Source organism: Pseudomonas sp. NPDC078416 (assembly GCF_050268485.1).
Classification (GTDB): Bacteria; Pseudomonadota; Gammaproteobacteria; order Pseudomonadales; family Pseudomonadaceae; genus Aquipseudomonas.
In genome coordinates this window covers 23,343-42,711 of record NZ_JBNNGV010000036.1, presented here as the reverse complement: position 1 = coordinate 42,711, position 19,369 = coordinate 23,343, and the positions used below count along the sequence as shown (strand labels likewise).

General features: G+C 60.2%; 20 protein-coding genes and 1 tRNA gene. 13 read left to right on the top strand and 8 right to left on the bottom strand.

The annotated features are described in order from the left end of the window. Positions 1-464: 464 nt before the first annotated feature. Positions 465-1,493 (bottom strand): ferrochelatase, encoded by a 1,029-nt coding sequence (hemH, locus tag ACQKEN_RS22600; RefSeq protein ID WP_427688914.1) that lies wholly within the window; start codon positions 1,491-1,493, stop codon positions 465-467. A 14-nt stretch (positions 1,494-1,507) separates the two neighbouring features. Then, positions 1,508-2,410 carry a TIGR01777 family oxidoreductase gene (locus ACQKEN_RS22595; protein ID WP_427688912.1) on the bottom strand — a complete coding sequence of 301 codons (903 nt, stop codon included), beginning with the start codon at positions 2,408-2,410 and terminating at the stop codon, positions 1,508-1,510. A 299-nt stretch (positions 2,411-2,709) separates the two neighbouring features. Between ACQKEN_RS22595 and ACQKEN_RS22590 the strand changes: the two genes are divergently transcribed. From ACQKEN_RS22590 to ACQKEN_RS22565, 6 genes are all read left to right on the top strand, one after another. Further along, positions 2,710-3,696 carry an NAD(P)/FAD-dependent oxidoreductase gene (locus ACQKEN_RS22590; RefSeq protein WP_427688911.1) on the top strand — a complete coding sequence of 329 codons (987 nt, stop codon included), beginning with the start codon at positions 2,710-2,712 and terminating at the stop codon, positions 3,694-3,696. After that, positions 3,693-3,908, top strand: coding sequence for a TIGR02450 family Trp-rich protein (locus tag ACQKEN_RS22585; RefSeq protein ID WP_192174940.1), 216 nt, complete (start codon positions 3,693-3,695; stop codon positions 3,906-3,908). The genes ACQKEN_RS22590 and ACQKEN_RS22585 overlap by 4 nt, the downstream gene beginning before the upstream one ends. Positions 3,909-4,077: 169 nt before the next feature. Then, positions 4,078-5,058 carry a 2-thiouracil desulfurase family protein gene (locus ACQKEN_RS22580; protein ID WP_427688909.1) on the top strand — a complete coding sequence of 327 codons (981 nt, stop codon included), beginning with the start codon at positions 4,078-4,080 and terminating at the stop codon, positions 5,056-5,058. 2 nt (positions 5,059-5,060) lie between these two features. Next, positions 5,061-5,999 carry a MerR family transcriptional regulator gene (locus tag ACQKEN_RS22575; RefSeq protein ID WP_427688907.1) on the top strand — a complete coding sequence of 313 codons (939 nt, stop codon included), beginning with the start codon at positions 5,061-5,063 and terminating at the stop codon, positions 5,997-5,999. 9 nt (positions 6,000-6,008) lie between these two features. Then, positions 6,009-7,454: a deoxyribodipyrimidine photo-lyase gene (phrB, locus tag ACQKEN_RS22570; protein ID WP_427688905.1), complete on the top strand. Its 1,446-nt coding sequence runs from the start codon at positions 6,009-6,011 to the stop codon at positions 7,452-7,454. Positions 7,455-7,507: 53 nt separating this feature from the next. Next, a complete protein-coding gene (locus tag ACQKEN_RS22565; protein ID WP_074883972.1) occupies positions 7,508-7,819 on the top strand; it encodes a YkgJ family cysteine cluster protein in 312 nt (103 codons plus the stop codon). Between the two features lie 186 nt (positions 7,820-8,005). Here the strand turns inward: ACQKEN_RS22565 and ACQKEN_RS22560 are convergent, their stop codons facing one another. From ACQKEN_RS22560 to hemA, 6 genes are all read right to left on the bottom strand, one after another. Next, the gene (locus ACQKEN_RS22560; protein WP_427688903.1) at positions 8,006-8,524 is read right to left on the bottom strand and encodes an acyloxyacyl hydrolase; all 519 of its coding nucleotides are present in this window, start codon (positions 8,522-8,524) and stop codon (positions 8,006-8,008) included. A gap of 113 nt (positions 8,525-8,637) precedes the next feature. Next, the gene (gene murI, locus ACQKEN_RS22555; RefSeq protein WP_427688901.1) at positions 8,638-9,438 is read right to left on the bottom strand and encodes a glutamate racemase; all 801 of its coding nucleotides are present in this window, start codon (positions 9,436-9,438) and stop codon (positions 8,638-8,640) included. Further along, positions 9,431-10,204 carry a molybdopterin-synthase adenylyltransferase MoeB gene (locus ACQKEN_RS22550; protein ID WP_427688899.1) on the bottom strand — a complete coding sequence of 258 codons (774 nt, stop codon included), beginning with the start codon at positions 10,202-10,204 and terminating at the stop codon, positions 9,431-9,433. The genes murI and ACQKEN_RS22550 overlap by 8 nt, the downstream gene beginning before the upstream one ends. After that, complete coding sequence (gene prmC, locus ACQKEN_RS22545) at positions 10,198-11,031, bottom strand: peptide chain release factor N(5)-glutamine methyltransferase (RefSeq protein WP_427688897.1); 834 nt, start codon at positions 11,029-11,031, stop codon at positions 10,198-10,200. Before prmC ends, ACQKEN_RS22550 begins: the two co-directional genes overlap by 7 nt. Then, positions 11,032-12,114, bottom strand: coding sequence for a peptide chain release factor 1 (prfA, locus tag ACQKEN_RS22540; RefSeq protein WP_427688895.1), 1,083 nt, complete (start codon positions 12,112-12,114; stop codon positions 11,032-11,034). It lies immediately after the preceding gene. Then, positions 12,111-13,388, bottom strand: a complete 1,278-nt coding sequence (hemA, locus tag ACQKEN_RS22535) for a glutamyl-tRNA reductase (protein ID WP_427688893.1) — start codon at positions 13,386-13,388, stop codon at positions 12,111-12,113. The genes prfA and hemA overlap by 4 nt, the downstream gene beginning before the upstream one ends. A gap of 257 nt (positions 13,389-13,645) precedes the next feature. Between hemA and ACQKEN_RS22530 the strand changes: the two genes are divergently transcribed. From ACQKEN_RS22530 to pth, 7 genes are all read left to right on the top strand, one after another. Beyond that, complete coding sequence (locus ACQKEN_RS22530) at positions 13,646-15,373, top strand: tetratricopeptide repeat protein (RefSeq protein ID WP_427688892.1); 1,728 nt, start codon at positions 13,646-13,648, stop codon at positions 15,371-15,373. A gap of 4 nt (positions 15,374-15,377) precedes the next feature. Continuing rightward, positions 15,378-15,995, top strand: a complete 618-nt coding sequence (gene lolB / locus ACQKEN_RS22525; protein WP_282369450.1) for a lipoprotein insertase outer membrane protein LolB — start codon at positions 15,378-15,380, stop codon at positions 15,993-15,995. Positions 15,996-15,997: 2 nt separating this feature from the next. Then, positions 15,998-16,849: a 4-(cytidine 5'-diphospho)-2-C-methyl-D-erythritol kinase gene (gene ispE, locus ACQKEN_RS22520; RefSeq protein WP_427688890.1), complete on the top strand. Its 852-nt coding sequence runs from the start codon at positions 15,998-16,000 to the stop codon at positions 16,847-16,849. Positions 16,850-16,885: 36 nt separating this feature from the next. Further along, positions 16,886-16,960: transfer RNA gene (locus tag ACQKEN_RS22515), tRNA-Gln, on the top strand. Between the two features lie 47 nt (positions 16,961-17,007). Further along, positions 17,008-17,949, top strand: a complete 942-nt coding sequence (locus ACQKEN_RS22510) for a ribose-phosphate pyrophosphokinase (protein ID WP_037018241.1) — start codon at positions 17,008-17,010, stop codon at positions 17,947-17,949. Between the two features lie 140 nt (positions 17,950-18,089). Continuing rightward, complete coding sequence (locus ACQKEN_RS22505) at positions 18,090-18,701, top strand: 50S ribosomal protein L25/general stress protein Ctc (protein ID WP_108120617.1); 612 nt, start codon at positions 18,090-18,092, stop codon at positions 18,699-18,701. 74 nt (positions 18,702-18,775) lie between these two features. Then, entirely contained in the window at positions 18,776-19,360 is a 585-nt protein-coding gene (pth, locus tag ACQKEN_RS22500) for an aminoacyl-tRNA hydrolase (protein ID WP_108120616.1), read from the top strand. Positions 19,361-19,369: the final 9 nt, after the last annotated feature.

The window sequence follows — 19,369 nt, the reverse complement described above, 5'->3', positions numbered from 1 at the left end:
CCACAGCTACAACGGCTACAGGTCGCCTGTGGCTGCAGAGGGAGCGGCTGCTTGAAAACCTAAACGGGTGTCCAGAATTACTTGACCAGTTCAGCTTGCTGGCGAATGCGGTTGTCGCGTCACATCGATCGCGACTGAACACACGCCTTCGCGGGCAAGCGCGCTCCTACAGTGGATTTTGCCAACACCTGAGACAGTCGGCGTACGCCCAATCTGTAGGAGTGGGCTTGCTCGCGACGCGGCGCATCAGGCGCATCAATGGCGACTGGACGGGGGTCTTCGCCAGCAAGCCGGCTCCTACAGTGGATCTTGCTCACACCTGAGACAGTCGGCGTACGCCCAATCTGTAGGAGCCGGCTTGCTGGCGAATGCGGCTGTCGCGTCACATCGATCGCGACTGAACACACGCCTTCGCGGGCGAGCGCGCTCCCACAAGGATCTACGTGAAAGCTAAGCCCGGGTTATTACACCACCATCGCCGGTGCCTTTTCGCACAATGTATTCAGCGCCTTCGCCCAGTTCGGGTCATCGTTGAGGCACGGAATCAGCACCAGCTCCTCGCCCCCCACTTCCCTGAACTGCTCGGCACCGCGATCGCCGATCTCTTCCAGCGTTTCAATGCAGTCCGCGACAAACGCCGGGCACATGACCAGCAGCTTCTTAACGCCCTGCGCGGCCAATTCGGCCAGGTGCGGCTCGGTGTAGGGTTCGATCCACTTGGCGCGCCCCAGACGCGACTGAAACGACACCGACCACTTGCCATCGGGAATGCCCATCAGCTTGGCGAACTCTGCCGCTGAACGCATGCACTGCGCGCGGTAGCAGACGGCGAGCACCTCAGGCGACGCCGTTTCACAACAGTTGCCGCTCTTGAAACAGTGATTGCCCGTCGGGTCGAGCTTGGTGAGATGCCGCTCGGGCAGGCCATGAAAACTCAGCAACAGATGATCGTAATTCTGCTGCAAATGCGGCCGCACGCTCGCCACCAGGGCGTCGAGGTATTCCTGCTGATTGAAAAACGGCGTCAGCAGCGAGAAGTCGAAATTCAGCTTTTTATCACGCACCACGCGTTTGGCTTCTTCAATCACCGTGGTCACGGTGCTGTCCGCAAACTGCGGATACAGCGGCGCCAACGTGACCTTTTTGATGCCCTGGGCTGCCAGGCGCGTGAGCACGGTTTCAATCGAGGGCTCGCCGTAACGCATCGCCAGCTCCACCGGACCGTGTTTCCACTCATTGACCATGGCCTGCTGAAGTCGCTTGCTCAGCACCACCAGCGGCGAACCCTCGTCCCACCAGATCGAGGCATAGGCATGGGCCGACTGCTCCGGGCGCTTGATCAGAATCAGCGAGACGATCAGGCGACGCACCGGCCACGGCACGTCAATAACATAAGGGTCCATCAGAAACTGATTGAGGTAACGGCGCACGTCGGCAACCGACGTGGACGCCGGCGAACCCAGGTTAACCAGCAATAAAGCGTGATCGGTCATGCAACACCTTGATGTCAGTGGCGGCCCAGAAGGTTTTCCAGGGCCGCGCGCAGATCAGTGAATCGGAAAGTGAAACCCGCCTCTTGGAGACGGTCTGGGCGGGCACGTTGGCCGCCCAGCAGCAGGATCGACAGCTCGCCCAGCAACAACCGAAGCGCGACGGCCGGCATTGGCATGAATGACGGGCGATGCAGCACGGACGCAAGGGTCTTGGCGAAATCCCGGTTGCGCACCGGTGCTGGCGCGCAGGCATTATAAGGACCTCGTGCGTCGTCCCGGTTCATCAGAAAATCAATCAGGGCGATTTGATCTTCTATATGAACCCACGGCATCCATTGGCGTCCGTTGCCAATTGGCCCGCCCATGCCCATCTTGAAGGGAGGCAAAAGGCGTTGCAGCATGCCGCCTTCATCGGCCAGCACAAGACCGGTGCGCACCAGCACCACACGGATGCCCAGCGCTTCAGCACGTTGCGCGGTCTCTTCCCAGGCAATGCACAGGCGGCTGGCGAAATCCTCACTGACCGGTTGCGCGGTTTCATCGAGTTCCCGCTCACCGCCGTCGCCATACCAACCGACGGCGGAGCCGGAAATCAAAACGCCGGGTTTCTGCTCGCGGCGCTCAAGCCAGGTGAGTAATTGCTCGGTCAGGGTGATGCGGCTGTCCCACAACAGTATTTTGCGTTTGCGGGTCCAGGGACGGTCGGCGATGGGCGCGCCGGCCAGATTGACCACCGCATCGACGTGCTGGCTGCCTACGTCATCGAAGTGTGCAATCCCGCGAACGTTGGCGCCGCACAGCCGCGCCACCTCATCGGGTTTGCGGCTCAAGACCGTCAGTTGATGGCCCTGCGCGAGCCAGTGCTTACACAAACGACGCCCTATCAAGCCTGTACCGCCGGTCAGCAAAATGTGCATGACTGAGTTCCTTACGTGGCGTTCATCGCAATTGCGGAGTCTATTTCTGCACAAGCCATGAGCTCGTGCGCGGAGTGATCACTCCACTCTAGGTCACCTTGGAGCGATCCACTCCCTCGCTGTTCTTTAGGACAGCCCGATCGTGCAGTTGAACGATTCAAGCAAAGCGTCAGACTTGTCAGCGAGCCCCTGGAAAGGTCAGCGCCCCGCGTGTGCAGGGCGACAACTTATACCGAAAAACGGCATTGTACAGCTTTTGCCTGAGGCGTAGTCTGTGCAGACAAGGTAACGAGGCCCCTATGACTGTCCCCATCGCAATCATCGGTACCGGCATCGCCGGACTCTCCGCCGCCCAGGCGTTGCAAGCCGCCGGGCATAGCATTCATCTGTTTGACAAGAGCCGCGGCAGTGGCGGCCGGATGTCCAGCAAACGCAGCGATGCCGGCGCATTGGACATGGGCGCGCAGTACTTCACCGCCCGGGACCGTCGCTTCGCCGCCGCCGTGCAGCAGTGGCAAGCCGAGGGCCACGTGGCCGAGTGGAAGCCGCTGCTCTACAACTATCACGGCGGAGCACTCAGCCTGTCGCCCGACGAGCAAGTGCGCTGGGTAGGCACGCCGCGCATGAGTGCAATCACCCGGGCCATGCTCGGCGACATGCCGGTGACCTTCTCCTGCCGCATCACCGAAGTCTTTCGTGGCGAACAACACTGGAATCTGCTGGACGCCGACGGCCAGAGCCATGGCCCGTTCAGTCATGTGGTGATCGCCATCCCCGCGGCCCAGGCCACGACCCTGCTGGCCGACGCCCCCAAACTGGCGAGCGTCGTCGCTGGCGTGAAAATGGAGCCGACCTGGGCCGTTGCGCTGGCCTTCGACACTCCGCTGGACACGCCACTCGAAGGCTGCTTCGTGCAAGACAGCGCCATCGACTGGCTGGCCCGCAATCGCAGCAAACCCGGGCGCGACAGTCAGATGGACACCTGGATTCTGCACGCCACCAGCGCCTGGAGCCGCCAGCATGTCGACATGCCGAAGGAAGAGGTCATCGATCAGCTGCACGGCGCATTTGCCGAGCTGATGAATTGCGCGATGCCGGCCCCGGCATTCACCCTCGCCCACCGCTGGCTGTACGCAAGGCCTGCTGGCGGACGCGAAGTCGGCGCGTTGTCCGATGGAGATCTGGGTCTGTACGTCTGCGGCGACTGGTGCCTGTCGGGCCGCGTCGAGGGCGCATGGCTGAGTGGTCAGGAGGCCGCGCGGCGTCTGCTGGAACACCTCAAATGAATAGAATCAATCCGCGTAAGCTGCTGCTGTCGAAATGGACAGCAGCGTCTCCTCAAAACCGTGAAAAACACTTTCTGGTCACTGAGTTGTTTTGTGACGAAGAAGGGACGGTGCTGGAGATCGAACTGCAAGCCGTCATGACCAAGCGCAGTCAGACGTTAGCCTGGCAGACCCTGCAGAATGACCAGAGCTGGCAGATGGGCTGGAAGTAAATACCTTCAGATCGCTGCGCCGCGATGCTGTTGTGCCGAAATCCCCGCACCTTGTCGCTCCATTCCTTGTTCTTCCACAAATTATTTGACTTGCACTGCGACAAACCTATGATGGGCAAATGTTGTACAGAGAAACGGATCTGTATAAGAAGTTCATCGAGGGTTTGTCATGTCTGCTGTACTCGATCATTCATCAGAGCAAGCCTCCAAACCCAAGCTGGGCGTGAGCGCCTGCCTGATGGGCGTGGAGGTCAGGTTCAATGGCGGGCACAAGGAATCACACCTTTTGACCCGAGCCCTGACCGAATATTTCGATTTCGTGCCCGCGTGCCCCGAGGTTGCCATCGGCATGGGCATTCCTCGCGAAGCCATCCGTTTGGTGGGTGACCCTGATCATCCTCAGGCGGTGGGCAGTGTCAACCACGCCATGAACGTCACCGAGCAGCTGGCTGATTACGGCGAACACATGGCCACCGAGATGAGCGACATCTGCGGCTACATCTTCATGCAGAAATCGCCGTCGTGTGGCCTGGAGCGCGTCAAGGTTTACCGCGACAACGGCGTGCCGTTCGAAACCGGCGGGCGCGGTATTTACGCCCAGGCGTTCTGCGCGCGTCACCCCGATCTGCCGGTCGAAGAAGACGGACGTTTGAACGACCCGGTGTTGCGGGAAAACTTCATCACCCGTGTGTTCGCCTATGCCGCCTGGCAGACGCTGCTGAAAAGCGGCATCACCCGCCGTACGCTCACCGAATTTCATGCCCGCTATAAATATCAGCTGATGGCCAACGACCCTGTTCAGTACAAGGCGCTGGGCAACCTGCTGGGCACCATGGGCCGAAATGACCCGACCGAAATCGCCCCGCGCTATTTCAGCCAATTGATGAGCGCGCTGAAGAAACCGGCGACCCGGCGCACCCATACCAACGTGTTGCAGCATCTGTGCGGCTATCTGCGCCAGACACTCAGTGCGTCCGACAAGAAAGAAATCCAGGGCGTCATTAATCAGTACCACCAAGGCATCGTGCCGCTGGTTGTACCGCTGACGCTGCTCAAACATCATTTCCGCCGACACCCCGATCCGTACATTGCACTGCAGGTTTATCTGCAGCCGCATCCGGAAAACCTCAGTCTGCGCAACGCGATTTGACCATGACTCCTAATGAGCAAGAACCGCCGGAAGGCGACCCGCAAGACCCCGCGAGCGCCTTTGAAAACGGCTGGCTGCCGATTCGTGAAATCGCCCGACTGACCGGCGTGAACGCAGTGACCCTGCGCGCCTGGGAACGTCGATACGGCCTTATCGTTCCGCACCGGACGCCCAAGGGCCATAGGCTGTACAGCAACGAGCACGTGGACCGCGTGCTGACCATCCTCACGTGGCTGAACCGCGGCGTGTCGGTCAGCCAGGTCAAGCAGTTGATCGACGATCAGCAGGCGCCGGCGCCAAGTGTCGAGAACGACTGGGACGTTCTTCGCCAGACCCTGCAGGAAGCCATCGGCGACCTGGCCGAGCGACGCCTGGATGATTCGCTCAACCGCGCGATGTCGCTGTACCCGCCGCGCACGCTCTGCGAACAACTGTTACTGCCGCTGCTTGCGGCCCTTGAGCAGCGCTGGCAGGGCCAGTTCGGCGCGCAGCTGGAGCGGGTGTTTTTCTACTCGTGGCTGCGCAGCAAGTTCGGCGCCCGGCTGTACCACAACAATCGCCAGGTCAGCGGCGCGCCCTTGCTGCTGGTCAATCAGTCTGACCTCCCGCTCGAGCCGCATCTGTGGCTGACCGCGTGGCTGCTCAGCAGCGCCGATTGCCCGGTGGAAGTGTTCGACTGGCCTCTGCCGGCCGGCGAACTGGCCCTGGCCTGCGAATACCTCAAGCCCCGCGCGGTGTTGTTGTACTCCAGCAAATCACTGAACGTCGGCCATTTGCCTCGCCTGCTGCACAACATCGAGTGCCCGAAGTTGATCGTCGGGCCGGCGGTGCGCATTCATTCGACTGAATTATCCGCAGCCGAGGGTGAGGTCTCCGGTCTCTCTCTTGCGGAAGACCCTTTGACCGCCCAAGCCGCTTTGCAACGGCTGGGGCTTCTCTAAGGAACAACTATGCAATTGATATGGCTGCGCAGCGATCTGCGTGTGCACGACAACACTGCGCTGAGCGCTGCCATGGAGCAGGGCCCGACTCTGGCCGTGTACATGATCAGCCCGGGCCAGTGGCTGAGCCATGACGATGCCCCCTGCAAAGTCGATTTCTGGCTGCGCAACCTCCGCGAGTTGAGCAAGGCACTTGCGGCGCTGAACGTCCCGCTGCTGATTGTCCATGCAGACACGTGGGCGCAGGCGCCCAAGGCGATCCTCGAGTTGTGTCAGCAGCACGGAATCGAAAGCGTGCACGTCAATGACGAGTACGGCATCAACGAGACCAAACGCGATCGTGAAGTGGAGGCGGCACTCGACGGCGCCGGCGTACTGTTTCGTCGTCACCTCGACCAGCTGTTTTTTCAGCCAGGCAGCGTGCTCACCAAGAGCGGCGGCTATTTCAAGGTCTTCACGCAATTCCGCAAGGTCTGTTACGCCCGTTTGCATTATTCGATGCCAGCGCTGGTTGCACTGCCCAAGGCACAGCAGAAGCTGTCCATCAAAAGCGATGTCGTTCCGGACGCGGTCAAGGGTTTCACCGAGCCGACGGAGACCCTGCGCTCGCTCTGGCCTGCCGGTGAAGATGAGGCGCGTGATCGCCTGCAAAACTTTACCGACGAGCAAGTGCATTACTACGATCAAGAGCGCGACTTCCCCGCCAAGCCTGGCACCAGCCAACTGTCTGCGTACCTGGCGGCCGGTGTGATTTCGCCCCGTCAGTGTCTGCATTCGGCGCTGCGCAGCAACAATGGCGAGTTTGAAACCGGCAATCCGGGTTCAGTGACCTGGATCACCGAGCTGCTCTGGCGTGAGTTCTACAAGCACGTGCTGGTGGGCTTCCCCCGTGTCTCCCGTCACCGCGCCTTCCGCCCGGAAACCGAAGCGCTGAAATGGCGCAATGCGCCGAAAGATCTGGAAGCCTGGCAACAGGGCCGGACCGGGCTGCCGATTGTCGATGCAGCCATGCGCCAGTTGCTTGAAACCGGCTGGATGCACAACCGCCTGCGGATGATCTCGGCGATGTTCCTGACCAAGAATCTGCTGATCGACTGGCGTGAAGGTGAACGCTTCTTCATGCAGCACCTGATCGACGGCGATCTCGCGTCGAACAACGGTGGCTGGCAGTGGAGTTCATCGACCGGCACCGACGCATCGCCTTACTTCCGGATTTTCAATCCGCAAAGTCAGTCGGAGCGCTTCGACCCCGAAGGTCGATTCATCAAGCAGTGGGTGCCTGAACTGGCTGAGCTGAACAAGCGCGATATTCATAATCCGACCGCCCTGGGCGGGCTGTTCGGCGTGGAAGGTTACCCTGCGCCCATCGTCGATTTGAAATCCAGCCGCGAACGCGCACTGCAAGCGTTCAAGTCGCTGCCGCAGCGACAGGCCGAGACGCAGGAGATTGGGTGAGCATTGGTCACATCGGTTAGCTGTCTGCTGCGCGGTGATTTAAACTGCCGCCCATGACGACCGTTATCCCCTCGCTTCAACTCCCTGCAGAACCCGCTATCACGTGTTCCACTTGTGCGGCCTGCTGCTGTCAGCTGGAAGTCATGCTGATCACCGACACTGGCGTGCCCGAGCGCTACATCGACACCGATGACTGGGGCGGCGAAGTCATGCTGCGCCTGGACGATGGCTGGTGCGCGGCACTTGATCGCGACACGATGATGTGCACGATCTACGACCGTCGGCCATTGATTTGCAGGGAATTCGAAATGGGTGCGCCGGAGTGCATTGCCGAACGAGAAGGGATTGCGACGGCGTATCTGTGATGGTCGCGGCAAGCAGCAAGCACGGGACTTGATGTTTGCTTGGGTCAGCTGCTTTGGCTGACACATTCCCGGCTAAAGCCGGTCCTACGAGGTGATTTTTCAGTAGGACCGGCGTTAGCCGGGAAGAAGCGAGTGGTACGTTGCAATTGCGGTTAACCCCGCTCCTGCAATAACGCAATCAGACGCTTAGAACGGCATCGTGTAGTGAATGGCGTAGCTTTCGATACCGTCGTTGTTGGTGGTCATGCCGCCGTTGGAGTAGTGAGTGGCGCGCAGGCCAACTTCATGTCCGCCCGCAAAGCGCAGACCAAAGCCCAGACGGTCTTCAAACTGGAACGCGCTGCCCAGTTTGTTGCCTTCCACTTCGGTGCGCTGGAATACAGCGGCGCCGATACCGGCTTCGATGTAAGGCTTGACGCTCTCACCCGAAAACTCGTAAACGAATACCGGGGAGAACGACAGGCTGTTGTTGCTGGCGCTCTTGTCGCCTTCCCAATACGTGTAGGCGCCGCTCCAGTAACCGGTCAGGCGACCGACACCGGTTTGCCACCAGCTTTGATCCCAATCAAATTGCGCACCCAGGCGATAAGTCATCGTGGACTCGCCAGTGTGTCCTACGGAAAACTCGACCCCATCAGCTTGAGCAATTGCGCTTTGCGCCAACAACGCAGCCGCAATCGCAGCCAAACAAAACAGTCGCTTCATCTGAAACATCCTATTTTCGAAAGCAGTTAGAAATTTTTTATATCGACAGAAGTGCTGTAGAAGCCGGCAGCTGAACTTTAGTTCACCCACAGACGAAGCGATTCACGTTTTTTTCACGAAACGAAGCTTCGCACATTGTCGGAGTTGTTACAAAGCACGCGTAGGACGTTTCTGAAATCTTCTGGATCGCCGGTCGTCCAGAACTGGGCAGTCCGAGGATGACCGCTCGCCAGCAGCTCACGCTCACCCAATAAGCGCTGCAACTGCCGGGCTACAGCGGCGCCGGTGTCGATCAGCGTGATGGACGCAGGGATCATTTCCCGCAGCAATGGCTTGAGAAACGGGTAATGGGTGCAGCCGAGAATGATGGTGTCGCAACCTGCCGCGAGCAACGGCGTGACGTAGCCCTGCAGCAATTGGTGAATCTCCGGGCTGACCAGGTCGCCCGTTTCGATCAACTCGACCAGTCCCGGGCAGGGCTGCGTGATGACTTGCACATCCGCCGCGAAGCGATCGAGCAATGCAGCGAATTTGGCGCTTTGCAAAGTGCCCGTGGTCGCCAGCACACCGACGACACCGGTTCGCGTCGCCGCGGCCGCAGGTTTGACCGCCGGCTCCATGCCCACCAGCGGCCAGTCAGGGTAGCGGAGGCGCAAGTCAGCGATGCCGGCCACCGTCGCCGTGTTGCAGGCGATCACCAGCGCCTTGGCGCGCTTATTGTGGAAGAACTCGGCAATCGTCGCGCAACGCTCGCGAATGAATTCGGGGGTTTTCTCGCCGTAGGGGATATGGCCGCAGTCGGCGACGTAAAGCAGGGATTCCCGTGGCAGCAACTGCTGTATTTCCGCCAGCACCGACAACCCGCCGACGCCGGAGTCAAACACCGCCACCGGCGCATCGCTGTCTCTACTCATGCTCGGCGGAAGCTCGAAGCTTGGTACCGCACACGCTGCAGCCTGGGTCGCGTTTGACTTTCAATTCGCGGAATCGCGTGCTCAAGGCGTCGATCAGCAGCAGTCGACCCACCATCGGCTCGCCAAAGCCGGCCAACAGTTTGAGGGCCTCAAGGGCCTGCAGACTGCCCACCAGTCCAACCAGTGGCCCGATCACGCCAGCCTCGCTGCAGGTCAGTTCGGTTTCGCTGCCGTGCCCGTACAGGCAGTGGTAGCAAGGGCTCTCCGGACGGCGCGGATCAAACACCGACAGTTGAGCTTCCAGGCGTATCGCGGCGCCGCTGACCAGTGGTTTGCAGGCGGCGACGCAGGCCGCGTTGACCGCCTCGCGCGTGGAGAAGTTGTCCGAGCAGTCCAGCACCAGATCGACCCCGGTAACGGCTGCGGCCAGCGAGTCGACATCAAGGGCCGCACGATGGGGCACCAGTGTTATCAACGGATTGATCGCGATCAGTCGTGTGACGGCTGAATCGACTTTGCTTAAGCCCACGCTTGGGGTGTCGTGAATGATCTGGCGTTGCAGGTTGGTCAGATCGACGCTGTCGAAATCCGCCAGATGCAACTCGCCGACGCCGGCCGCCGCCAGGTACAACGCCACCGGCGAACCCAGTCCGCCGAGCCCGACGATCAACACCCGGCTCTGCTTGAGGCGCAGCTGACCGTCGATGTCGACTTGTTGCAGCAGGATCTGCCGGCTGTAGCGCAGCAGTTCCTCGTCCGTCAGCACGGCACTCGCCCAAAGGTAATGCGCTCGTGGTCGCCCAGGTCGCGGCGGGTCTTGATCTCTTCGAATCCGTGCTCAAGCAGCAACTCGCGAACCGCTGCGCCTTGATCGTAGCCATGCTCCAGCAACAGCCAGCCGCCGGCTTCAAGGTGCGCGGGCGCTTGCGACACAATCAAACGCAGATCATCCAGGCCATCGGCGCCGGAGACCAGCGCGCTGCTTGGCTCGAAGCGCACGTCACCTTCGACCAGATGCGGATCGTCGGAGGCAATGTAAGGCGGGTTGCTCAGGATCAGGTCAAAACGCTGACCCTCGACAGCACTGAACCAGTGGCTGTGCAAAACCTTCGCGTTATCCAGATGCAGGCGCTGGCGATTGCGTTCGGCAAGCTCGACCGCTTCTTCAACGCGGTCCACCGCCGTGACGTTCCACTGCGGACGATCCTTGGCCAGCGACAGCGCGATGGCGCCGGTACCGGTGCCCAGATCGAGCAGCGTATGAGGAATCGCACCGGGCAAAAGCTCCAGCGCGGTTTCCACCAGCATCTCGGTTTCAGGACGCGGGATCAGCGTGTGGGGCGCGACTTCCAGGTCGATGTTCCAGAACCCTTGCAGGCCCAGAATGTACGCGACGGGTTCGCCGGTTCGACGACGCTTGAGATAGCCGTCGAAGGCATGCGCCGCTTCGGTGCTGACAATACGCTCGGGCCAGGTGTGCAGAAAACTGCGCGGCTTGCCCAAGGCAGCGGCAAGCAACAATTCTGCATCCAGACGCGCTGTCGGAGAGTCCGGCAACTCGGCGCTTCTTAACAAGCTGGCGATGATGGTCATTTAATCACCCAGTGCCGCAAGTTGATCTGCCTGATACTCGGCAAGTAACGGTTCTATCACTGCATCGACCCCGCCGGCCAGAACTTCATCAAGGGAATAGAGCGTCAGGTTCACGCGGTGATCCGTGACTCGCCCCTGTGGAAAATTGTACGTACGAATGCGTTCCGAGCGATCCCCGGAACCTACCAGCAATTTACGCTCGCTGGCGATGGCGTTGGCCGCCGCAGCGGTCTGCTGGTCGTTGAGCTTGGCCGACAGCCAGGACATCGCCCGAGCACGGTTTTTGTGCTGCGAACGTTCTTCCTGACACTCCACCACAATGCCGGACGGCAAGTGCGTAATGCGGATGGCCGAGTCGGTCTTGTTGACGTGCTGACCACCGGCGCCGGATGAGCGATAGGTGTCAACGCGCAAGTCGGACGGGTTGATCTCGATGGTCTGCTGTTCGTCAGGCTCTGGCAACACCGCTACGGTACACGCAGAGGTGTGAATGCGCCCTTGGGATTCGGTTTCCGGAACGCGCTGAACACGATGGACACCCGACTCGAATTTCAGCTTGCCGTAGACGTGCTCGCCCTCGACCCGCGCAATGACTTCCTTGTAGCCGCCATGTTCGCCTATGTTTTCGGACAGTATCTCGACACGCCAGCCACGTCGCTCGGCATAGCGGGAATACATGCGGAACAGGTCACCCGCGAAAATCGCTGCTTCGTCGCCACCGGTGCCGGCGCGAATTTCGAGGAACACGTTGCGGCCATCGTTCGGGTCTTTGGGCAGCAGCATTTTCTGCAGGTCAGCCTCGAGCACCAGTAACTGATCCTTGGCATCGCGCACTTCTTCGACGGCCATTTCGCGCATGTCGGGGTCGCTGTCCTTGAGCAGCGCCTGCGCGCCTTCGAGGTCGGCCTGCACCTTCTGCAGTTGCCGATACACCTGAATCACTGGCTCGACTTCAGCGTATTCACGGGAATACGCGCGAAATCTGGTCTGGTCAGAGATGACTTCGCCATCGCCGAGCAGCGCGGTCAATTCCTCGAAACGGTCGCTGAGCACGTCCAGCTTATTAAGCAGTGAAGCTTTCATTGCGGGGATTTATCCGTGGAGCCCTCGTTGAGGGCAAAGAGTTCCTGGGCCATGGCCAGCGCATCGACGCGGCCTTCGGCGGACAGCTTTTTAAGTTGCACGCTGGGGGCGTGCATCAATTTATTCGTCAGGCCACGTGCCAGCGCCATCAACACGTCTTCGGCGTTGCTGCCATTGGCGAGCATGCGCTGGGCCTTCTGCAGTTCTTCGTCGCGCAGGCGTTCGCTCTGCTGACGATACGCCTTGAGCACGTCGACCGCTGCCAGTTCGCGCAGGCGCGACATGAAGTCGTCGACGCCCACGCTGACCAGCTCTTCAGCCGCCTGCGCCGCGCCCTGGCGGCTCTTGAGGTTTTCAGCGACGACCTCGTGCAGATCGTCCACGGTATAGAGGTAGACGTCTTCCAGCTCACCGACCTCGGGCTCGATATCGCGCGGCACGGCGATGTCGACCATGAAGATCGGCTTGTGCTTGCGCAGTTTCAACGCGCTTTCCACGGCGCCCTTGCCCAGAATCGGCAACTGGCTGGCCGTGGAGCTGATGACGATGTCGCTGTTGACCAGCTCGGCGGGGATGTCGGCCAACAGCACCGCGTGAGCACCGAACTGCTCGGCGAGAATATTTGCGCGCTCAAGGGTGCGGTTGGCAACAACGATACGCTTGACGCCAAGCTCGTACAGGTGGCGGGCAACCAGAGTGATGGTCTCCCCTGCACCGATCAAGAGCGCCTGACTGCGCTGCAGGTCGCTGAAAATCTGCTTGGCCAGGCTGACGGCGGCAAAGGCGACGGACACCGGGTTCTCGCCGATGGCCGTGTCGGTGCGCACCTGCTTGGCAGCGCTGAAGGTGGCCTGAAACAGCCGCCCGAGCAATGGGCCGACCGTGCCAGCCTCCCGGGCAACGGCATAGGCCGATTTCATCTGACCGAGGATCTGGGGCTCACCGAGCACCAGCGAGTCCAGCCCCGACGCCACGCGCATCATGTGTCGCACCGCCGCGTCGTCTTCATGCACATAGGCGCTGGCGCGCAGCTCATCGACATTCAGGTGGTGATAATCCGCCAGCCAGCGCAACACCACGTCGGCGGTCAGCTGATCCTGTTCGATATAAAGTTCGCTGCGATTGCAGGTGGAAAGAATGGCCGCTTCACGGCTGCGGGTCAGGCGGCAGAGCTGCTGCAGCGCCTCAACCAGCTGCTCAGGCGTAAATGCCACGCGCTCGCGGACATCGACTGATGCAGTCTTGTGGTTGATACCCAGAGCAAGAAAGGCCATTAAGGTCGCAGATGGTGACGTGAAGCCGGCAATTGTCCTACTTCGGTAGATTCAGGACAACCACCGCAATACATTCAGAACGTCCGCAGCACGCTATTGTCCCTATACAGGTTGCGTATCACCGCGTTCGGGCTGCGACAAAATGTCCGTGCGCACGCCGTAGATTGAGCGTATCCAGATTTCGCGCGGGCTGTGGGTTTGCTCCCGGCCTTGTGTCATGATGCTTCCAAACCGCAGGTAAGCCGCCCTTCTTCTATATGAATAAATCCTCCGCGCTGTTCCTTGCCCTTGTCGCTCTGAGTGGCTGCCAGTCTACGTCCTCCGTTTCTACGGAGCCCTCCGCTCCGGCGAAAGAAGCGCCGTCCGCCGCCGAGGCCAAACCTCAGGTGTACGGATCGTTTACTCAGGAAACCGTCGTCAGCCTGCTGACTGCCGAGCTTGCCGGCCAGCGCAACCGCTTCGACATCGCGCTGGACAACTACGTGACCCAGGCGATCCAGACCCAGGATCCAGGGATTTCCGAGCGAGCCTTCCGTATCGCCGAGTACCTGGGCGCCGATCAGGCCGCCCTCGATACGTCGATGATCTGGGCGAAGAACGACCCGGGCAATCTCGAGGCACAGCGCGCGGCAGCCATCCAGCTGGCGCGCGCCGGGCGCTACGACGATTCCATGCGCTATATGGAGAAGGTCCTTCAGGGGCAGGGCGACACGCATTTTGATTTCCTCGCGCTGTCGGCGTCGGAAACCGACTCCACTACGCGCAAGGGGCTGATTACCAGCTTCGACCGCCTGTTGGCGAAATACCCGAAAAACGGCCAGCTGATCTTCGGCAAGGCGCTGCTCCTTCAGCAGGAGGGCGACAGTGCCGCCTCGCTGAAACTGCTTGAAGACAACCCGCCGGGTGAAGGCGAAGTGGCGCCGATTCTGCTGCGCGCTCGCTTGCTGCAAAGCATGGACCGCGGCAAGGAAGCGATCCCGCTGCTGGAAAAAAGCATCAAGAAATACCCGGACGACAAGCGCCTGCGCCTGACCTATGCACGCATGCTGGTGGAACAGAACCGCATGGAGGACGCCAAAGTGCAGTTCTCCAGCCTGGTTCAGCAGTACCCGGATGACGACGAGCTGCGCTATTCACTCGCGCTGGTGTGCCTGGAAAACAAGGCATGGGACGAAGCGCAGGGCTATCTGGAAGACCTCGTCTCACGCGGCAGCCACGTCGACTCGGCCCACGTAAACCTCGGCCGCATCTACGAAGAGCGCAATGACCCTCAAACCGCGCTGGCCGAATACGCTCAAGTGGGCCCCGGCAGTGACTTCCTGCCTGCGCAGCTGCGTCAGGCCGATATCCTCATGAGCAACGGCAACACCGCTGAAGCGTCGAAGCGTCTGGCTCAGGCACGTGCCGACCAGCCTGATTACGCTATTCAGCTGTACCTGATCGAAGCCGAGACCCTGGCCAACAACAACCAGAGCGATCGCGGCTGGCAAGTGTTGAGTCAGGCGCTCAAGCAGTACCCGGACGACCTGAATCTGCTGTACACCCGCTCGATGCTGGCCGAGAAGCGCAACGATCTGAAACAGATGGAGAGCGATCTGCGGGCCATTCTCAAGCGCGAGCCGGACAACGCCATGGCGCTGAACGCCCTGGGCTACACGCTTTCGGACCGCACGACGCGCTACGCCGAGGCCAAGGAATTGATCGAGCGCGCGCATCAGCTCAACCCGGAAGACCCCGCGGTGCTGGACAGCCTCGGCTGGGTCAATTACCGCCTCGGCAATCTGGATGAAGCCGAGCGTCTGCTGCGTCAGGCGCTGGAGCGTTTCCCGGATCACGAAGTTGCCGCGCACCTGGGCGAAGTCCTGTGGGCCAAAGGCGAGCAGCGTGAAGCCCGCAAAGTGTGGGCCAAGGCCCTTGAACAACAACCTGACAGCCCGGTCCTGCGCAGCACCATCAAACGCCTGACCGGCGCCGAGACCCTTTGAATTTATGCAATTGCGCCACGTACTCGTATTCAGTCTGATCGCCCTGCTCGCCGGCTGTGCCGGCATGTCCTCCCGCGAAGCCGTACAAGGCAAGGGCGACGCCAATCAATGGCGTGTGAACAAAGAACAACTCAGCAGCCTCGACGGCTGGCAGATCAACGGCAAGGTCGGCATCCGCGCGCCAAAGGATTCCGGCAGCGGCACGCTGTTCTGGCTGCAACGCCAGGATTACTACGACATTCGCCTGTCCGGACCGTTGGGTCGCGGTGCTGCCCGGTTGACCGGTCGCCCTGGCGCGGTGTCGCTGGAAGTCGCCAATCAGGGTCGCTACGACGCGCCGGATCCGGAAACCCTGCTCAAAGATCAGCTGGGCTGGAAACTGCCGGTGTCGCATCTTGTGTGGTGGGTCCGCGGCCTGCCCGCGCCGGACAGCAAAAGCAACCTGACCCTTGACGGCGACAGTCGCCTGGCCAGCCTTGAACAGGATGGCTGGCAGATCGAGTACCTGAGTTACACCCAGCAAAATGGTTTCTGGCTGCCTGAACGCATGAAGCTGCACGGGCAGGATCTGGACGTCACGCTGGTCATCAAGGACTGGCAACCACGCAAACTGGGGCAATGAGGATGTCGCAAGCACGACTGACACTGCCCGCCCCTGCCAAGCTGAATTTGATGCTGCACATCACCGGACGCCGCGCAGACGGTTATCACGAACTGCAGACGCTCTTTCAGTTTCTCGATTACGGCGACGAACTCAGTTTCGCGCTTCGCGACGACGGTGAAGTGCGCCTGCAGACGGAAATTGCCGACGTCCCCCACGACAGCAACCTGATCGTCAGGGCGGCTCGCGCACTCAAGGAGCAATCCGGGTGCCCGCACGGCGTTGACATCTGGCTGAAAAAAATCCTGCCCATGGGTGGCGGCATCGGCGGCGGAAGCTCCGATGCGGCAACCACGCTACTCGGCCTGAATCATCTCTGGCAGCTTGGCTGGGATGAAGATCGCCTGGCGGCGCTGGGCCTCACGCTTGGGGCAGATGTCCCGGTTTTCGTGCGCGGGCATGCCGCTTTTGCTGAGGGCATCGGCGAGATACTGACCCCTGCAACCCCCGAAGAACCCTGGTATCTGGTGCTGGTGCCGCAAGTATCTGTAAGTACAGCAGAAATTTTTTCAGATCCGCTGTTGACACGTGACACTCCGCCCATTAAAGTGCGCCCCGTTCCCAAGGGAAACAGTCGAAACGACTGCTTACCGGTTGTAACGAGGCGGTATCCAGAAGTTGGTAACGCTTTGAATTTGTTAGGTAAATTTACCGAAGCAAAATTAACCGGAACTGGAAGTTGTGTGTTTGGGGCCTTCCCAAGCAAAGCTGAAGCTGATAAAGTCTCGGCCCTTCTTACAGAGACCCTTACGGGGTTTGTAGCAAAAGGCGCAAACATCTCGATGTTGCACCGGAAGTTACAAGCACTGCTCTAAAAGGAACCGAGTGCCAGGCACTCGTGCAACAGATACAGGGGCGTCGCCAAGCGGTAAGGCAGCAGGTTTTGATCCTGCCATGCGTTGGTTCGAATCCAGCCGCCCCTGCCATTTTCCTATAGTCATCCAGGCATACCCTAAGCCTCCAGGTACTGCGCGTGTCCAAGATGATGGTCTTTACGGGGAACGCCAACCCCGATCTGGCTCGGCGTGTCGTACGTCAGCTGCATATCCCTCTCGGTGACATCTCTGTTGGAAAGTTTTCCGACGGTGAGATTACCGCTGAGATCAATGAAAACGTTCGCGGTAAAGACGTCTTCATTATCCAGCCGACCTGCGCTCCGACCAACGATAACCTGATGGAACTCGTCGTGATGGCTGATGCCTTCCGTCGCTCCTCGGCCACTCGTATCACTGCGGTAATCCCTTACTTTGGTTATGCCCGCCAGGATCGCCGTCCGCGTTCTGCCCGTGTGGCTATCAGCGCTAAAGTGGTTGCGGACATGCTCACTGTCGTCGGTATCGACCGTGTGCTGACTGTCGACCTGCACGCTGACCAGATTCAAGGCTTCTTCGATATTCCGGTAGATAACATCTACGGCTCCCCGGTTCTGGTGGATGACATCGAAGACCAACGCTTCGAAAACCTGATGATTGTCTCCCCGGATATCGGCGGCGTCGTGCGTGCACGTGCTGTTGCCAAATCTCTGGGCGTTGATCTGGGCATCATCGACAAGCGCCGCGAGAAGGCCAACCACTCCGAAGTGATGCACATCATCGGTGACGTTGAAGGCCGTACCTGTATTCTCGTCGACGACATGGTCGATACCGCGGGCACCTTGTGCCATGCGGCCAAGGCGCTGAAGGAACACGGCGCTGCCAAGGTTTTCGCGTATTGCACACACCCTGTCCTGTCGGGCCGTGCGATCGAGAACATCGAAAATTCCGTGCTGGATGAACTGGTGGTCACTAACACCATCCCGTTGTCCGCTGCAGCACAGGCCTGTGACCGTATCCGTCAACTGGATATCGCACCGGTAGTCGCTGAGGCGATGCGTCGCATCAGCAACGAAGAATCGATCAGCGCGATGTTCCGATAAGGGCCCTGCCCTGCCGAACCATCCGTTGACGAAAAGCGCCCCGCCCCGACACTCAATGCCGGGGCGGGGCTTTTTTGCCCATACCGTGTCAGGCGCTGGTCGCAAACGCCGCTCGGTCATGGCTATATTGGAGATGCAAAATGAACGAATTTACTCTGAACGCCCAAGCGCGTACTGACCTGGGGAAAGGTGCGAGCCGCCGCCTGCGTCGTCTCGCCGCCTCCGTCCCAGCCGTTGTTTACGGCGGTGGCAAGGAAGCGACTTCGATCACCATCGAAGCCAAAGAACTGGCCAAAATGTTCGAAAACGAGGCTGCCTACAGCCATGTCATCGAGCTGAACATTGATGGCGCCAAGCAGAACGTCATCGTTAAAGCGATGCAGCGTCACCCTGCCAAGCAGTTCATCATGCACGCCGACTTCATCCGCGTCGTGGCTGGCCAGAAACTGACCGCTATCGTTCCAGTGCACTTCATCAACGAAGAAGCACCGGTCAAGAAAGGCGGCGAGATCTCGCACACCACCACTGAGCTGGAAGTGACCTGCCTGCCGAAAGACCTGCCTGAGTTCATCGAAGTTGACCTGGGCGCTCTGGAAATCGGCGACAACGTTCACCTGTCCGACGTTAAGGCACCTAAAGGTGTTGAATTCGTCGCTCTGGCGCACGGCAAGGACCTGGACATCGCTAACGTCCACGCTCCTCGCATCGTCCAGGACGAAGAAGAAGGCACCGCAGAAGGCGAAGCAGAGTAATTATTACTCGCTAGCCGGTTGACCCGTGATGATGCTCGCCATCATCACACTCGACCCAAGGAAGAGCCCCTGACGTGACCGCCATCCAACTGATCGTCGGCCTGGGAAATCCAGGCCCCGAATACGAACAGACCCGGCATAACGCAGGGGCTCTTTTCGTCGAGCGCATTGCCAGCGCACAGCGTGTCAATCTGACCGCTGACCGCAAATATTTCGGCCTGACGGCTAAATTCAGTCATCAGGGCCAAGACGTTCGTCTGCTGATTCCCACCACCTACATGAACCGCAGCGGCCAGTCCGTCGCAGCTCTGGCGGGTTTCTTCCGGATTCCTCCGCAAGCCATTCTGGTGGCCCACGACGAACTCGACCTGCCTCCGGGCGTCGCCAAACTCAAACTGGGTGGCGGGCACGGCGGGCATAACGGGTTGCGCGACATCATTGCGCAGCTCGGCAACCAGAACGGCTTCCACCGCCTGCGGCTTGGCATTGGCCACCCGGGCGACGCCAGTCTGGTGTCCAACTTCGTCCTGGGTCGAGCGCCACGCGCCGAGCAGGAAAAACTGGATGCCAGCATCGACTTTGCCCTCGGCGTGCTGCCGGATGTACTCGCTGGCGACTTCGCCAAGGCGATGCGCGTCCTGCACAGCCAGAAGGCCTGACATCACTCG

Coding starts and splice junctions, on each gene's coding strand:
- hemH (WP_427688914.1), bottom strand. CDS start 1,493: ATGACCGATCACGCTTTATTGCTGGTTAACCTGGGTTCGCCGGCGTCC.
- ACQKEN_RS22595 (WP_427688912.1), bottom strand. CDS start 2,410: ATGCACATTTTGCTGACCGGCGGTACAGGCTTGATAGGGCGTCGTTTG.
- ACQKEN_RS22590 (WP_427688911.1), top strand. CDS start 2,710: ATGACTGTCCCCATCGCAATCATCGGTACCGGCATCGCCGGACTCTCC.
- ACQKEN_RS22585 (WP_192174940.1), top strand. CDS start 3,693: ATGAATAGAATCAATCCGCGTAAGCTGCTGCTGTCGAAATGGACAGCA.
- ACQKEN_RS22580 (WP_427688909.1), top strand. CDS start 4,078: ATGTCTGCTGTACTCGATCATTCATCAGAGCAAGCCTCCAAACCCAAG.
- ACQKEN_RS22575 (WP_427688907.1), top strand. CDS start 5,061: ATGACTCCTAATGAGCAAGAACCGCCGGAAGGCGACCCGCAAGACCCC.
- phrB (WP_427688905.1), top strand. CDS start 6,009: ATGCAATTGATATGGCTGCGCAGCGATCTGCGTGTGCACGACAACACT.
- ACQKEN_RS22565 (WP_074883972.1), top strand. CDS start 7,508: ATGACGACCGTTATCCCCTCGCTTCAACTCCCTGCAGAACCCGCTATC.
- ACQKEN_RS22560 (WP_427688903.1), bottom strand. CDS start 8,524: ATGAAGCGACTGTTTTGTTTGGCTGCGATTGCGGCTGCGTTGTTGGCG.
- murI (WP_427688901.1), bottom strand. CDS start 9,438: ATGAGTAGAGACAGCGATGCGCCGGTGGCGGTGTTTGACTCCGGCGTC.
- prmC (WP_427688897.1), bottom strand. CDS start 11,031: ATGACCATCATCGCCAGCTTGTTAAGAAGCGCCGAGTTGCCGGACTCT.
- prfA (WP_427688895.1), bottom strand. CDS start 12,114: ATGAAAGCTTCACTGCTTAATAAGCTGGACGTGCTCAGCGACCGTTTC.
- hemA (WP_427688893.1), bottom strand. CDS start 13,388: ATGGCCTTTCTTGCTCTGGGTATCAACCACAAGACTGCATCAGTCGAT.
- ACQKEN_RS22530 (WP_427688892.1), top strand. CDS start 13,646: ATGAATAAATCCTCCGCGCTGTTCCTTGCCCTTGTCGCTCTGAGTGGC.
- lolB (WP_282369450.1), top strand. CDS start 15,378: ATGCAATTGCGCCACGTACTCGTATTCAGTCTGATCGCCCTGCTCGCC.
- ispE (WP_427688890.1), top strand. CDS start 15,998: ATGTCGCAAGCACGACTGACACTGCCCGCCCCTGCCAAGCTGAATTTG.
- ACQKEN_RS22505 (WP_108120617.1), top strand. CDS start 18,090: ATGAACGAATTTACTCTGAACGCCCAAGCGCGTACTGACCTGGGGAAA.